This window comes from Cognatishimia sp., from assembly GCF_964229375.1.
GTDB lineage: Bacteria > Pseudomonadota > Alphaproteobacteria > Rhodobacterales > Rhodobacteraceae > Cognatishimia.
Window position 1 is genome coordinate 30,441 of the sequence record NZ_CAXREH010000155.1, and the last position, 14,801, is coordinate 45,241.

General features: G+C 57.9%; 15 protein-coding genes. 5 read left to right on the forward strand and 10 right to left on the reverse strand.

Translation table 11 applies throughout. The features are described 5' to 3' along the window. Positions 1-52 precede the first annotated feature (52 nt). Entirely contained in the window at positions 53-1,327 is a 1,275-nt protein-coding gene (pyrC, locus tag ACEQWH_RS11725) for a dihydroorotase (protein WP_370231082.1), read from the forward strand. Between the two features lie 62 nt (positions 1,328-1,389). Further along, on the forward strand, positions 1,390-1,995 hold the full coding sequence (gene plsY / locus ACEQWH_RS11730; RefSeq protein WP_370231085.1) for a glycerol-3-phosphate 1-O-acyltransferase PlsY: 606 nt from the start codon (positions 1,390-1,392) through the stop codon (positions 1,993-1,995). A 31-nt stretch (positions 1,996-2,026) separates the two neighbouring features. Here plsY and ACEQWH_RS11735 read toward each other — a convergent pair whose 3' ends face one another. The 4 genes from ACEQWH_RS11735 to ACEQWH_RS11750 all read right to left on the reverse strand — a co-directional run bounded on the left by ACEQWH_RS11735 (position 2,027) and on the right by ACEQWH_RS11750 (position 5,561). Further along, positions 2,027-3,397 (reverse strand): glutamate--cysteine ligase, encoded by a 1,371-nt coding sequence (locus ACEQWH_RS11735; protein ID WP_370231088.1) that lies wholly within the window; start codon positions 3,395-3,397, stop codon positions 2,027-2,029. 63 nt (positions 3,398-3,460) lie between these two features. Beyond that, positions 3,461-3,970, reverse strand: coding sequence for a hypothetical protein (locus ACEQWH_RS11740; protein ID WP_370231091.1), 510 nt, complete (start codon positions 3,968-3,970; stop codon positions 3,461-3,463). Beyond that, entirely contained in the window at positions 3,967-4,827 is an 861-nt protein-coding gene (locus tag ACEQWH_RS11745; protein ID WP_372521402.1) for a GNAT family N-acetyltransferase, read from the reverse strand. The genes ACEQWH_RS11740 and ACEQWH_RS11745 overlap by 4 nt, the downstream gene beginning before the upstream one ends. Beyond that, positions 4,824-5,561, reverse strand: a complete 738-nt coding sequence (locus ACEQWH_RS11750) for a 16S rRNA (uracil(1498)-N(3))-methyltransferase (protein ID WP_370231097.1) — start codon at positions 5,559-5,561, stop codon at positions 4,824-4,826. The genes ACEQWH_RS11745 and ACEQWH_RS11750 overlap by 4 nt, the downstream gene beginning before the upstream one ends. A gap of 12 nt (positions 5,562-5,573) precedes the next feature. Between ACEQWH_RS11750 and ubiA the strand changes: the two genes are divergently transcribed. From ubiA to ACEQWH_RS11765, 3 genes are all read left to right on the forward strand, one after another. Next, positions 5,574-6,539, forward strand: coding sequence for a 4-hydroxybenzoate octaprenyltransferase (ubiA, locus tag ACEQWH_RS11755; protein WP_370231100.1), 966 nt, complete (start codon positions 5,574-5,576; stop codon positions 6,537-6,539). Positions 6,540-6,600: 61 nt separating this feature from the next. Further along, positions 6,601-8,523 (forward strand): OmpA family protein, encoded by a 1,923-nt coding sequence (locus ACEQWH_RS11760; protein WP_370231103.1) that lies wholly within the window; start codon positions 6,601-6,603, stop codon positions 8,521-8,523. After that, positions 8,510-8,800, forward strand: a complete 291-nt coding sequence (locus ACEQWH_RS11765; protein ID WP_370231105.1) for a hypothetical protein — start codon at positions 8,510-8,512, stop codon at positions 8,798-8,800. The genes ACEQWH_RS11760 and ACEQWH_RS11765 overlap by 14 nt, the downstream gene beginning before the upstream one ends. A gap of 37 nt (positions 8,801-8,837) precedes the next feature. Here ACEQWH_RS11765 and moaE read toward each other — a convergent pair whose 3' ends face one another. The 6 genes from moaE to ACEQWH_RS11795 form a co-directional block, all read right to left on the reverse strand. Further along, positions 8,838-9,281: a molybdopterin synthase catalytic subunit MoaE gene (gene moaE / locus ACEQWH_RS11770; protein ID WP_370231108.1), complete on the reverse strand. Its 444-nt coding sequence runs from the start codon at positions 9,279-9,281 to the stop codon at positions 8,838-8,840. Between the two features lie 3 nt (positions 9,282-9,284). Further along, entirely contained in the window at positions 9,285-9,530 is a 246-nt protein-coding gene (moaD, locus tag ACEQWH_RS11775) for a molybdopterin converting factor subunit 1 (protein ID WP_370231110.1), read from the reverse strand. Between the two features lie 2 nt (positions 9,531-9,532). Further along, the gene (gene pgsA, locus ACEQWH_RS11780) at positions 9,533-10,192 is read right to left on the reverse strand and encodes a CDP-diacylglycerol--glycerol-3-phosphate 3-phosphatidyltransferase (RefSeq protein ID WP_370231112.1); all 660 of its coding nucleotides are present in this window, start codon (positions 10,190-10,192) and stop codon (positions 9,533-9,535) included. A gap of 333 nt (positions 10,193-10,525) precedes the next feature. Beyond that, positions 10,526-12,400, reverse strand: a complete 1,875-nt coding sequence (gene uvrC, locus ACEQWH_RS11785; RefSeq protein WP_370231115.1) for an excinuclease ABC subunit UvrC — start codon at positions 12,398-12,400, stop codon at positions 10,526-10,528. 374 nt (positions 12,401-12,774) lie between these two features. Then, positions 12,775-13,746, reverse strand: coding sequence for a calcium/sodium antiporter (locus ACEQWH_RS11790; protein ID WP_370231117.1), 972 nt, complete (start codon positions 13,744-13,746; stop codon positions 12,775-12,777). 175 nt (positions 13,747-13,921) lie between these two features. Beyond that, the gene (locus ACEQWH_RS11795) at positions 13,922-14,719 is read right to left on the reverse strand and encodes a S49 family peptidase (protein ID WP_370231159.1); all 798 of its coding nucleotides are present in this window, start codon (positions 14,717-14,719) and stop codon (positions 13,922-13,924) included. Positions 14,720-14,801 lie beyond the last annotated feature (82 nt).

The following is a 14,801-nucleotide window of genomic DNA, read 5'->3' on the forward strand; positions in this document are numbered from 1 at the left end:
CCCAAAAAGGCATGTCGCCAGACACGCGCTTGGACCTGCAGGAAGAGATGACATGAAAACAGTTTTCATCAATGCACGGCTGATTGATCCCACGCAGAAGCAGGATCTGCATGGCAACCTTCTGGTCGAAGACGGCAAGATTGCAGCCCTAGGCGCGCATATCGACATACCTGCTGACGCCAAGGTCATAGACTGCGCGGGGGCCTGCCTTGCGCCCGGAATTGTCGACATTGGCGTTAAGGTTTGTGAACCCGGTGAACGTCACAAGGAAAGCTATCGATCCGCGGGCCTCGCCGCCGCGGCCGGAGGCGTTACGACGATTGTGACCCGGCCTGACACGACCCCTGCCATCGACACGCCTGAGACGCTCGAGTTTGCCACGCGTCGCGCAAACCAAGCCGCGCCGGTCAATGTTTTGCCTATGGCCGCGCTGACCAAGGATCGCGCCGGGCGTGAAATGACCGAAATCGGGTTCCTGATGGACGCCGGGGCCGTAGCCTTTACCGATTGCGACCATGTGGTCACCGAGACCAAAGTGTTTTCGCGCGCGCTCACCTATGCGCGCAGCCTTGGCGCTCTGGTTATTGCCCATCCGCAGGAACCTGGCCTGTCAAAAGGGGCCGCAGCGACGTCTGGGAAATTTGCCTCGCTACGCGGCTTACCGTCGGTGTCGCCCATCGCCGAACGCATGGGGCTTGATCGCGACATCGCCCTGATCGAAGTCACGGGCGCGAAATACCACGCCGACCAGATCACAACTGCGCGCGCGTTGCCCGCGCTTGAGCGCGCGAAAAACAACGGGCTGGATATCACCGCCGGCACTTCTATCCACCATTTGACGCTGAACGAATTGGACGTTGCGGATTATCGCACCTTTTTCAAAGTCAAACCGCCCCTGCGCAGCGAAGACGACCGTCAGGCCATCATCGCCGCCGTAAAGTCCGGCTTGATTGACACCATCAGCTCGATGCACACACCGCAAGATGAGGAAAGCAAACGTCTGCCCTTTGAGGAAGCTGCCTCTGGCGCAGTCGCGCTCGAGACGCTGTTGCCTGCGGCCATGCGGCTTTTCCACGCTGAACTTTTGACGCTTCAAGATCTGTTTCGGGCGATGTCCTATAATCCGGCCAAGCGTCTTGGCCTTGCCTGCGGGCGTCTGGACGTAGGGGCCCCTGCGGACCTTGTGCTGTTTGATCCCGATGCGCCCTTCGTGCTGGATCGCTTCAAACTGAACTCGAAATCCAAGAACACGCCGTTTGACGGCCAGCGGATGCAGGGCAAAGTCCGCGCCACATTTGTGAACGGCGTCAGCGTCTTTCAGACCTGAGCACCCGGCAAACGCGCCTTTGATCCCTGTGTGCCCCAACCGCCCTAACGACGGAGACATCCATGCCTGAATTTACCACCGTTCCCTCGCTTTTGGCGCTTGCTGCTGTGTTTGGCTATGTTTTGGGGTCAATTCCATTTGGGCTGATTCTGGCGCGCGTCATGGGGTTGGGCAATCTGCGCAACATCGGATCGGGCAATATCGGCGCAACCAACGTGCTGCGGACGGGGTCAAAGACAGCAGCAGCTTTGACGTTGCTGCTGGACGGGGGCAAAGGCGCGGTTGCAGTCATTTTGGCCCGCGTCTGGATCGGCGAAGACGCCGCGCAAATCGCGGGCCTCTTGGCGTTTGTCGGTCACTGTTTTCCGGTCTGGCTGCGGTTCAAAGGCGGCAAAGGCGTCGCGACATTTTTAGGGCTGATGCTGGCGCTGTTCTGGCCCGTCGGAATTGCGTGCTGTTTGACATGGCTGGCGACGGCCGTTGTGACACGGATCTCGTCACTTTCGGCCCTTGTCTCCGCTGCCAGCGCTGCGCTTTGGTTGGTGGTTTTTGGCCAGACTGGTATGGTCGCGCTGGCCTTGGCGTTAACCGCTCCTATCTTTTGGCGGCACGGGGCCAATATCGCGCGGCTGCGCGATGGCACAGAACCCAAGATTGGCAAGAAATAGCCCGCAAGCTGGTCGCTGCGGGCCGGTCCAATCAATAGCTGAATTCTTCGTATATCCGCGACAGATCCCCACCCCATTCGCCGTGATACTTGGCCAAAAGCTCGTCCGCAGGCACCATGCCGCTGTCGATGCTTTCCTGAAGCGCGTTCAGGAAGTGGGTTTCATCAGGCACCAGACCGCCTGCACCAGCTAGGTTGCGTTCTTTCAGGCCTGCCTCGCTGATCGCCAGCACCTCGCGCGCCAGTTCATGCATATTGATATTGCCGACGCGGGCCTGCAACCCGTGCACACTGGCCTCAACGCGCAGGGCTTCGCGGGTTTCCGCGTCCCAGTCTTTGACCAGATCCCAGGCCGCATCAAGCGAGGATTGCGAATACATCAATCCAACCCAGAACGCAGGCAAAGCGCACAGACGACGCCACGGACCACCATCCGCGCCGCGCATCTCCATGTATTTCTTGATACGGGCTTCTGGGAAGGCGGTCGTCAGGTGATCTGCCCAATCAGACAGGGTCGGGATTTCACCGGGCAATGCCGGAAGTTGACCCTTTAGGAAATCACGGAACGACTGACCTAAGGCATTGATATATTTGCCATCTCGATAGACGAAATACATCGGCACATCGAGCGCATATTCCGCATAGCGCTCAAACCCCATGCCATCTTCAAACACAAACGGCAGCATGCCCGTGCGCGCGTCGTCCAGATGACGCCAGATATAGCTGCGCCAGGATTTGTGGTTGTTCACCTTGCCCTCAAAGAAGGGCGAATTCGCAAACAGGGCTACGGCAACCGGCTGCAACGCCAGGGCCACGCGCAGCTTTTGAACCATGTCGGCCTCGGATCCGAAATCCAGATTGACCTGCACCGTGCAGGTGCGCCGCATCATCGCGCGCCCCATCGAGCCGACTTTTTCCATGTAGTCGTTCATCAACCGATACCGGCCTTTCGGCATCAGCGGCATCTCGTCGTGGGACCAGATCGGAGCCGCCCCCAGACCGATGAATTTTGCGCCGATTTCATCGGCAATATCCTGAACTTCGCGCAGGTGAATATTCACCTCGTCGCACGTCTGGTGAATGGACTCCAGCGGAGCGCCAGACAGCTCGAGTGCGCCACCCGGCTCAAGGCTGACATTCGCGCCTTCTTTCTCAAGACCGATCAGCTTGTCGGCTTCCATAACGGGGGACCAGCCGTGGCGGTCACGCAGCCCCTCAAGGATCGCAACAATCGACCGTTTTCCATCAAATGGCAGAGGTTGCAGCGTGTCTTTGCAATAGCCGAACTTCTCGTGTTCGGTGCCAATGCGCCAAGCATCTTTGGGTTTACACCCCGAGACCAGATATTCCGTAAGTTGATCGTGGCTTTCGATGGGTCCGCCACCGGACTGTGGGATCGACATGAGGCGCTCCGGCTGTTTCGCTAACGCTAGGGTGCTTAGCTGTGACGCGAGTCGGCGGCAGTGTCAATGCAATGCGCGTGGCCGTTTGGCCCAGATCACAACCACGTCATCCGCCCCCTTGTTGAGCGCAGTCAAAAGGTGATCTGTGCGGATGCCCGACAGGGCCGCAAAAGCATCAAAAAGCTGGTCCGTGCCTTCGGCATTTACCGGGATATACAGATCCGCCTGCCCCGGTTGGCTTAGAACCCAGACCGGTGGTGTGCTGGTCGGGTCAAGGCTGAGCATGTTCAGCTCTCGGATCGATACAGTGCCGCCGTTAAACGGGCCAAAATAGCTGATTTCGCCCTCATCGACGGTCACAACACCAACGCCCCCATTGCCCACGCGAAACCGCGCGCGTTGCAGGCCCGTAAAGGTCAAGATCGCACCGCCAATCGCCACGACCCCTCCGACCCATTGCAGAAGGCCGGTGCCGGTCGTCCAGTAAAGCCCCAGCACAACAACAAGAATACCGATAAGCGCTTCACGCCACCGCAGGAATACCGCCTGCGCTTCGGGTCTAATGAAATTCATAGCTGCCCTCCCAGTCGCACTGGCGTTTTGGCTAGAAAGAGACGGTAGTGCCCGATCTGCGTGAAGCCAATTTTCTCATAGGCTTTGGTGGCCATTTCGCTGGCCGCGAACAAAATCGCCTGCTTTACACCTGCCCCACGCTCTTCGGTCATATGTGCCGCGATAACGCGACCAGCAAAGCCTTGCCCGCGCAGATGCCGCGGCGTGTAGACGCCGCCGATCTGCACCATATTTTTCACTCGCGCGTTGATTGACGACATCGCCACCGATTGATCTTCAACCGTCAGAATGCGCGTCGCGTTCTCTTGGACCGAAACCGTGGCCCGCGTCGCGGAATCCTCATCCACATTGGCGTCGTCGGCAGTGTTCAACCCTGCATCCACAAGATATCCTCGCCACCAGTCTTTTAAAAGCGACCAGTCATCCGCAGACGGTGCGCGAATGTCAGACGCGCTATCCGGTAAATCGCTCAGATCCATGAACATCAAAGGGTCCAACGCATCTAAGGCAACGTCATCGGCATGAATGCCCAATACGGACATCACATGTTCGACTTGCGCGGCGTCCCCGGTAATTCCTCGGAATAGCCGCCCCGCAACGCATTGCGCAAAGGCTTGCCAGACCGCGTGATCCCCGTCTGGGCACTGAACCATGAGATACCCTTGCATGGTCGCCCCAAAGACCCCCTGGATAGAGCCAGAGTCTTCCAGGACCCAGAACTCGGTTCCATGGCGGTGCTCGCGCTCAAACAAACCATGCTCCAGCAGGTTTCCTGCCAAAAACATGGACGTGGCAAGATGCGGTTGCAAAAAAGCGAGGAGCGCAGGTTCATCCCCTGCGCGCGCCGCGCGTATCATGCCCAATCCCCCAGCGTTTTCTGCCAGAGCGTCATCGCCGCGACCGCTGCTGTGTCAGCGCGCAGGATACGTGGCCCCAAGGATACTGTGGTGGTGCCCTTCATCGACGTCAGGCGCGCGCGTTCCGTGTCGGAAAACCCGCCCTCGGGCCCGATGAATATGGCCCACGGTCCCGCGGAGTCTGCACCTTCGCTGGCGAGATCCAAGGTCGCCTGTCCAACCTCAGCTTCGTCACAGAACATGATGCGGCGGTCGGCGGGCCAATCGGCCAAAAGCCGGTCGAATTTTTGCAGATCAGACACCTCGGGCACAAAGGTTCCGCCACATTGCTCGGCTGCCTCAACGGCATGCGCCTGCAGACGATCCTGCCGCACCCGTTCCGAATTGGTGAACTCTGTCTGCATCGGGACAATCCGGGCCGCGCCCATTTCGGCGGCTTTCTCGACGATGAAATCCGTGCGGGCCTTTTTGATCGGCGCAAAGACCAGCCACAGGTCCGGCGGCATGTGCAACGGCTTGGTCATTTCTGAACAGACCAGCTCTCCGGCGCGTTTCCCGGCGCTGGCCACATCCGCGCGCCATTCGCCATCTCGGCCATTGAACAGCAAAACAGATGACCCGACGGTCAGTCGCATTACCCCAAAGAGATAATGCGCCTGATCACGATCCAGAGGAACCGATTGCCCTGCCCCCAGCGGGTGATCTACATACAGTCTGACTTTTGCATCCTTCATGAGGACCTACATATGGGCGAGACGCCGCTAGCACCAGAGCCAGAGGGTCAGGTTTCTGACGCTGTCAAAGGCAATTGGGTGGATCACAGGGCGCCAGCCTGGTCGCGGCCCTATCTCAGACTGTCTCGCGCAGACCGCCCGACTGGCACCTGGCTGCTGTTTTTTCCCTGTCTGATGGGATTGTCGCTTGCGATTCTCAGCGACAACATCCTGACGCTGCATGATCTGTGGACGGTGGTGGCCTGCTTTGCCGGGTCTTTCCTGATGCGGGGCGCGGGCTGTACCTGGAACGACATCACGGACCGCAACTTTGATGGGCAGGTCGAGCGAACGAAATCACGCCCGATTCCTTCGGGACAGGTGACGGTCAAAGGTGCCGTGATCTGGATGCTGGTGCAGACGCTGGTGGCCTTTGGCATTCTGCTGACGTTCTACCCTACGGCAATTTATCTTGGCATCGCCGCTTTGGTGCCTGTGATGATCTATCCCTTCGCCAAACGCTTTACGTGGTGGCCGCAAGTGTTTCTTGGCGTGGCCTTCAACTGGGGCGCATTGGTGGGCTGGACGGCGCACACCGGCTCTTTGGCTTGGCCTGCGGTGGTGCTTTATGTTTCGGGCATCACATGGACGCTGTTTTATGACACGATTTACGCGCATCAGGACAAAGAAGATGATGCGTTGATCGGGGTGAAATCCACCGCGCGCCTGTTTCAAGAGCAAACGCCAAAATGGATGCTGGGCTTCCTGATCGCGACTGTCTCGCTGATGGGCGCGGCCGCGATTTTGGTCACGCTAGATCGCAGTCCTTTGTCGCTAGTAGTTGCCCTTGCTGGCCCTTGGGCGATGGGCTGGCATCTGACCTGGCAGCTGCGGGTCATGGATATGGACAATCCCGACAGCCTTCTCAAACTGTTTCGTACAAATAGGGATGCCGGGCTCATCCCTTTGCTGTTTTTTGCCATCGCCTATTTCGTCTGATTGAAAGAACACCATGAACTGGCGTAACACTTTGGCAAACACCGGGGATAAGATTTCTCAAATGCGTTTGCCCGTGCAACTTCCCTTCAACCTCCCAATGGTTGGAACTTTTCTCTTCGCAGCGTTTCTGAGCGTTGTGGCCGCGTATTTTACGGCACTTGCCGTAGAAGACGTTTCCGAAGACGGCGTGCTGGACGCGCTCGAGGCCAAAAACATGGACTGGGTCGAAGTCCATGCCGAAGGGCTGAATGTCTTTCTGACGGGCGTTGCACCGCAAGAATCAGATCGGTTTATCGCCTTGAGCGTCGCCGGAACCGTGGTCGATGCGGCGCGTGTCATCGACAATATGGACGTGCAGGCCTCGGTCGCGCTGGCGCCGCCCAAGTTTTCGATCGAAATTCTGCGCAATGATTCCGGCATCTCGCTGATCGGTCTGGTCCCAGAAGAGAACAACCGGCAGGTTATCCTGCGCCGTATGACCTCGATTGCGGGCGGGTCGGACAATCTGAGCGACTTTATGGAAGTCGCGGAGCATCCGGTGCCCTCTGGCTGGTCACAGGCGCTTGGTTTCGCGATTGAGAGCCTTGAGGATCTGCCACGAGCCAAAGTCTCGGTTGAAAGCGGGCGTGTGACCATCACAGCGATGGCCGACAGCCCCGAAGAAAAAATCACGCTTCAGGCACGCATACGCGGCAATGTTCCTGCGGACGTTGATCTGGACCTGACGATTTCGTCGCCGCTGCCGGTGATCACCCCCTTCACGCTGCGCGCCAAGCTTGAGGGCGACACCTTTGAGTTTGACGCCTGTTCTGCCGACACCACAGAAGCGCGCGACCAGATCCTGACCGCCGCCGCACAGGCCGGCATGGCAGGCGACGCTGACTGCCGCGTCGGGCTTGGCGTACCAACGCCCCGCTGGGCCGACGCCGCAGAAGTCGCGATCAATGCGCTTAAGGATCTGGGCGGAGGTTCTGTGACCATCACGGATGCCGACATCGCGCTGATTTCGATGCCGAATATGGATGCCGCGCGCTTTGACCGTGTTGTGGCAGAAACCAAAAAAGAGCTGCCTGAGGTGTTCACCCTGCACGCCACGCTGCCCATCATTGAGGACGGCGAGGTTCAAATCCCCGAGTTCGGCGCGACGCTCAGCCCGGAAGGTCTGGTACAGCTGCGCGGTAAACTTGGCACCGAGCTGAGCCGTACGACGATCCGCAGCTATGCCCAAGCGCGCTTTGGCAGCGACAGCATCTACGATGCAACGCGCCTGACCGACACGTTGCCTGTGGGATGGGCCAATCGGGTCATGGCGGGGCTGGATGCCTTGTCAGAACTGCACAATGGATCGATGACCGTCACACCAGACGTTGTCGACGTACGCGGCCAGTCCGGACGCGAGGATGCCGGTACGCGGATCAGTCAGGTTCTCAGCGCCAAGCTGGGCGAAGCTGAACATTTCTCGTTGAATGTCGCCTATAACGACGCGCTGAACCCGTTGGCCAATTTGCCCACGCCGGAAGAATGCCTCGCAGACATCCAAGCCACCCAAAGCGACAGTAAGATCCTGTTTGAATCAGGCTCGGGCACTTTGGACAAATCAGCCGGACCCATTCTGGATCAGATCGCGGAAATCCTGAAAGCCTGCGGTGGCATTCGCCTGCAGATTCAGGGCCATACCGACAGCCAGGGCCGCGAAAGCATGAACCAGGCTCTCAGCCAGAACCGTGCGCAATCCGTCCTTGCTGCCCTGCGTGAACGCCGCGTGCTGACGGGTAACTTCCAAGCCGTCGGTTTTGGTGAAACCCAGCCGATCGCTGACAACGAAACCGAGGAAGGACGCGAAGCCAATCGTCGTATTGAATTCGTGATCCTTGCCGAAGAAGACGCCGAAGACAGCGCCGAAGCCGACGCATCCGAGGACGCAGAGGCTGGCGAAGACGACGCCGAGACCACCGAAGAGGAGACCGAGAATGTCCAGAACTGAGTTTATCATCGCCACCGCGATCGTTCTCTTTATCGCCTTTAGTCTGGGGTGGTTGGCCAATTGGCTGGTGCATCGCTTTACCCGCGTTGCACAATCTGACGTGGATGAACTGGAACGCATGAGCCAAGAGTTGCACGACGCAGAAGAGACGCGCGATCAGGCGATCTTGTACCTTCAACAGCGCGAAGCCGAGCTGACCAATCAACTCAGCCAGACCGAAGCTGAACTCTCTGCAGCAATGGAAGGTCTGCGCGACGCGCGGGCACAGCTGGGCTAGACATACATAGCGATGCATCCACTCGGCAGTGTGGCGGCTACCAGCGGTTTAGTGCTTCTTCGTCATCCTCTTTGGCGGCGACCCATTCGGCCCCGTCAGAGGTGATCTCGCGCTTCCAGAATGGCGCGCGGGATTTCAGGTAATCCATCAGATAATCCGCTGCTTCAAACGCCGCTTTGCGGTGCCGTGCTGCGGTCGCGACCATCATGATCTTTTCGCCGGGAACAAGGTCGCCGTGCCGATGGATCACCAGCACATCCTGCAAATCCCAACGGCTCTGCGCCTCTGTTGCGATCTTGGCCAAGGCTTTTTCCGTCATGCCCGGATAGTGCTCGATCTGCATAGACTTCAGTGTGCCCGCATCGTTGTTGCGCACAATGCCGGTAAAGCTGACCAACGCACCCACGTTCTCATGTCCTTGCGCAAAACCCTCGGTTTCCGCGGCCACATCAAACGGGTCAGATTGCACGAGAATACGCATGGCTTAACCACCCGTCATGGGTGGAAAAAACGCCACTTCGCGCACGCCCTCCAGCGAGGCATCAAAGTCGGACAAATCCTGATCCAACGCCACGCGCAACGCGCTGAGATCTGAAAAGGCAACCGCATAACGCTCTTCGCGCGCGCGCAACTCTTCCACCAACTCCATCACTGTTGAGGCAGAGCTTTCCAGCGTCTCTTTCGGGAGTCCGATGCGTTCGCGCACCCATGCAAAATACAGAACCTGCATCTTCAATCCTTCAAATGTGGCGCAGCTTTGCGGAAATAGTCGATCCCGGTGATCACAGTCAAAGCCGCCGCCAGCCACATCAACCCAATCGCGCCATAGGTGGACCAGATCATTCCGTTATAGAGATGGCGCACCCCCAGCGGATCCTCTTCGGTTCCAGCCAGGATGTCCTGCACGATCTGATAATCCATGCCCCATGTCCACATGCCGAAGTAGTGCTCAAACAGCCCCTGAACAATCAGCACAGAAATCGCGACCATCTGAGTTGCGGTTTTCCATTTTGCCAGTTTGGTAACTTTCAAAGTGCCCGCGACATCGCCCAAAAACTCGCGCAGTCCCGACACAAAGACCTCGCGGAACAGGATCAACGTTGCTGGGAACAAAATCCAATGCGACAACGACGAGAACACCACCATCACCGCCAATGCGATCACCACCATGGCTTTGTCTGCGATGGGGTCCATCATGGCGCCAAGCTTGGACACCTGCTGCCATCTGCGTGCGAGAAACCCGTCCAGATAGTCCGTCAAAGACGCCAGAATGAACACCGCCAACGCCGCCCAATCTGCAAAAGGGCGTGGCATCAGCAGGAAGAAAACAGCGATGGCCGGCGCCGCCAAAAGGCGCAGCACGGTCAGGATATTTGGGATATTCCTCGTCATGCCCCATCCCTAGCCTGTCGCGCCGCGCAGGAAAAGCGCGGTTTTTCACAAATGCGTTCAAAAAGCCGAAAGGCCGAGCACTGGGATATGCTCGACCTTCCTGATGACGCTTAAAGACTGAAGTTGGCACGGTACCGCGTGTGGCGAGGGCAACGGCTCGGCTAACATATGGGACGCGTGCAGCAGAGGGTTGCCCGGGGCAGTATGTGTTCTTTGCGTCTTAGTCTTTCTACGAAATTCGCACGCGAGACCGTCAGGAACGAGGGATAACAGACATCCCCATTCGGCTAACGCCCCATCCGATCGGATAGGGTGCACCAAAACGGCGGCTGGTCAGTTGCCCTCGTGGAAAAAGCCATAGATGGTTTCTGCAAGCGCGTCCGAGACGCCTTCGACCGCTTTCAGATCGGCAAGGTTCGCGCGGCTTACGGCCTTTGCGCTGCCGAAATGTGCAAGCAAAGCCCGTTTGCGGGTCGCGCCGACGCCTGGCACATCGTCCAGGGGCGTGGCTCCCACTGACTTGGCACGTTTGGCGCGGTGTGTTCCAATGGCGAAACGGTGCGCTTCGTCCCGCATCCGCTGGATAAAATAGAGCACAGGATCATTTCTGCGCAACGCAAAGGCGCGCACGCCGATGCGGTGGAATTCCTCTTTGCCCTGATCGCGATCCACGCCTTTGGCGACGCCAACCATCGGAATGTCTTCGACCCCGAATTCGCGCATGATCTCAGCCACCGCACTTACTTGCCCCGCGCCGCCGTCAATCAACAGCAAATCGGGCCACTGGCCATTCTGACGATCCGGGTCTTCTTTCAACAGGCGCTTGAACCGGCGTGTCAGCACTTCTTTCATCATGCCAAAGTCATCGCCCGGCGTCAGGTCATCGCCTTTGATATTGAACTTACGATAGTTGTTTTTGGCAAAACCGTCGGGTCCGGCGACAATCATCGCGCCGACCGCATTGGTGCCTTGAATATGCGAGTTGTCATAGACCTCGATCCGCTCTGGCGGCCCCTTGAGGTCAAAGGCTTCGGCGACGCCAGCCAGCAGTTTGGCCTGTGTTGCGCTTTCGCTCATCTTGCGGCCCAGCGACTCACGCGCGTTGCGCGTGGCACCGGCGATCAGCTCGGCCTTTTCTCCGCGCTGAGGCACAGTGATCTCGACCTTGCGGCCAGCCTTCTCGGACAAGGCCTGTGACATCAGATCCGTGTCTTCGATCCCGTGCGAGAGGATCAGCTGACGCGGCGGCTCTTTGGTGTCATAGAACTGGCCGATAAAGGCCTGCAACACTTCGGACGGCGCGATATCTGTGCCCGCGCGGGGATAGAAATCTCGGTTGCCCCAGTTTTGATTGGCGCGAATGAAAAAGACCTGCACACAGGCCTGCCCGTTTTCCATATAGAGCGCGATCACATCGGCCTCGGCCACACCGCGCGGGTTGATACCCTGCGCGCTTTGCACCTGTGTCAGTGCTCTGATCCGGTCGCGAAGAACGGCGGCGCGTTCAAAGTTCATCTCGGTGCTGGCAACCTGCATTTCGGCGGCCAGCTTTTCTTGAATGTCGGTCGAGCGCCCCGACAGATACCGCTCGGCATCGGCGACCGAGGCCGCATAGTCCTGCGGGCTGATCTTGCCAACGCAGGGCGCGGTGCAGCGTTTGATCTGATATTGCAGACAAGGGCGCGTGCGGGTTTCAAAACTGGCGTCGGAACAATCCCGCAGCATAAAGGCCTTTTGCAGCTGGTTGAGTGTCCGGTTCACAGCCCCCGCGCTGGCAAAAGGGCCATAGTAGGCCCCCTTTTCTTTCTTGGCCCCTCGGTGCTTTTGCAAACGCGGGAATTCGTGCGACTTGCTGACCAGGATATTTGGAAAGCTTTTGTCGTCCCGCAACAGCACGTTGTACTTGGGTTTGAGTTGTTTGATGAGGTTCTGCTCAAGCAGCAACGCCTCGGTTTCTGTCTTGGTTGTCAGAAACATCATCGAGGCAGTTTCGCTGATCATACGCGAGATTCGACCGGTGTGCCCGGATGGGCGCGCATAGTTTGACACCCGCGCGCGCAGGTTGCGCGCCTTGCCCACATACAGAACCCGCGCCTGTGAATCCAACATGCGATACACGCCCGGCGAACCATCCAGCGTCTTTAGATACTCGTGTATCCGCGCGTGGCCTGTCAGGGTTTCAGAGGGGATCTGCGTGCTGTCGGTCATGAATTCAAGAAATATGATTCTTTGGCGACCGCTGCAATGACGGTCCCGCTTTGACAAGGGAAAACATGTCCACGTTTTCTGTGGATAAGTCTGGATATAACTTTCACCGGCACGGGAAACTCCCTTGTTTTTATGCCCATTCCACAAGTTGCCTAAAAAATAGGCACTAAATTAAGCTGCTGATATTAAACAACAAAAAATTTATCATCACGCAAAACGCTGAAAACATTACGCTTTTTGTAACAGGCCTGTGAACACGCGTGACAAAGTGCACAACTTTCGCGACCACCCGAACATCTTGCGCGATTACAAGGGTTTATGGAGGGGCACTCGATCTGGCAATTGCCATATCAAAATGCGTGTTTCCGCACGTCTTACGCGGCCAGAACGACCAAAAGGTATATGACATAGGCTGCGGTCAACATCACGCCCCATCGCCGTGTCATATCCTTTTTGAAGACAACAAATGGCAGCAGAAGCAAACTCGCGCCAAGCATCACCCACAGGTCAAAATGCAGCAGCCCGCGGTCCACAGGAATGGGGCCTACGAAACTTGCGATGCCGATAATCGCCAGCAGGTTAAACATGTTAGAGCCGATGACATTGCCCAACGCCACATCTGCCTGCTTGCGCAGCGCAGCCATGACGGTGGTCGCAAGCTCTGGCAAACTGGTGCCGATCGCGATCAGAGTCAGGCCAATGACGGTCTCGGGTACGTGGAACTGGCGGGCAATATCAATCCCGCTGTCCACCAACAGCTCGGCACCCAGCGGCAGGCCGATAAGACCAAGCAGCAAGTACACGCTGATCTTCCACCACGGAGCGTCTGGATCTGCGCCTTCCAGCTCTTCTTCGTCCTCAGCCGAGCTGACTGCACAGCTTCCGTCCTCGGACCGGCGATGTTTGAGCGCCGTGCGCGCCGCATCCCACAGCACAATGGCAAGCACTGCCAGCAGGACAATGCCACTGACCCAGGTAAACACACCCACATAGGCCAATGCCATGAACAGCACAGTGGCCACCATCATGATGGCATAGCTTTTGCGCGTATCACACTGGCTGGTCTGAAGCCGGCTCAGCATGGCCGGAATACCCAGCACCAGCAGAATATTTGCCGTGTTGGACCCGATGACGTTGCCCAAGGCCAAGCCTGGCGCGTGATCGTCCACCGCGCTGATGGCGATCAACAGTTCGGGGGCCGAGGTGCCAAAGGCCACGATGGTCAGGCTGACAATCAAAGCGGGGATCCCCAACCGCAGGCTGATATTGACGGCTCCACGCACCAGCGCGTCGCCTGCCATCAACAAAATCACCAGACCCAAGGCGGCCGTCAGCCAAACGAGCATGCGTTTCTAGCCCTTCTTATTTTGGCAGGTGCAGGGGCCCTTACCAATTCTAAAGCGCCCGCACTTGGCGCATCTCGCACTTTGCAACCGTTTCTGTCCCGGTATCGTAAACTTGCCAAACATCGCGAGCACCGCGATGAACACAAGGAATATCGAGACAGCCTTGAAAATCACTCTAGAGGCCAAACCGTGCGAAAGACGCGCGTTCCTCTAGCCCAGCTAGGGCATCCTGAGACAGGCTTGCGCCAAAGCGACGCCACATCGAGCGACGCTGTTCATAGCGACGGAAGCGGACCTTCTCGCCAAAGCGCTTTTTCATCTCGGGCACCAGATGGCCGACCGTATCGGCAAGGCCGACCTCGATCGCCTTTTGGCCCACCCAGATTTCACCTGTGAACAGGTCTTGGTCCTCGGCAAGCTTTGCGCCACGCCGCGTTTTGACGTGGTCGATAAAGACCTCGTGGATCTGCTCCAGCATGCTGGACAGTCGCGCCACGTCTTCTTCTTTTTCCGGACGGAAGGGATCCATCATGGACTTTGACTTGCCCGCCGTATGCACACGCCGCTCAATGCCGTGCCGCGCAATGAAATCCTGCGCGCCAAACCCGGCAGAGATCACGCCGATAGAACCGACGATGGAGGACCGATCCACAAAAATCTCATCCGCAGAGGCAGCCAGCCAATAGCCACCAGAGGCCGCGACATCCTCGACAAAGGCAAAGACCGGAATGTTTTTGTCATCCGCCAGACGGCGAATGCGTGCCCCGATCAGGGCGCTTTGAACGGGCGATCCGCCGGGTGAATTCAGGATCAAGGCAACCGCCGAAGGTTTCCCACGGCTGAAGGCTTTTTCAATCAGAGGTGCCAAGCTTTCGTCGCTTAGGCCGCCCCGCGACCCAGCAGCAATAACACCAGACAGCCGCACAACGGCGACCGTCTTTTCGCGTTTCGAGAAGGGGTTCAATCTGACCATGACTGCCATGTAGAGTTTTGCCCCCGTGATAACAAGGGATCCGCCTTGCAAATAAGCGCTTTCCACATCGGAAAGCGCCCAT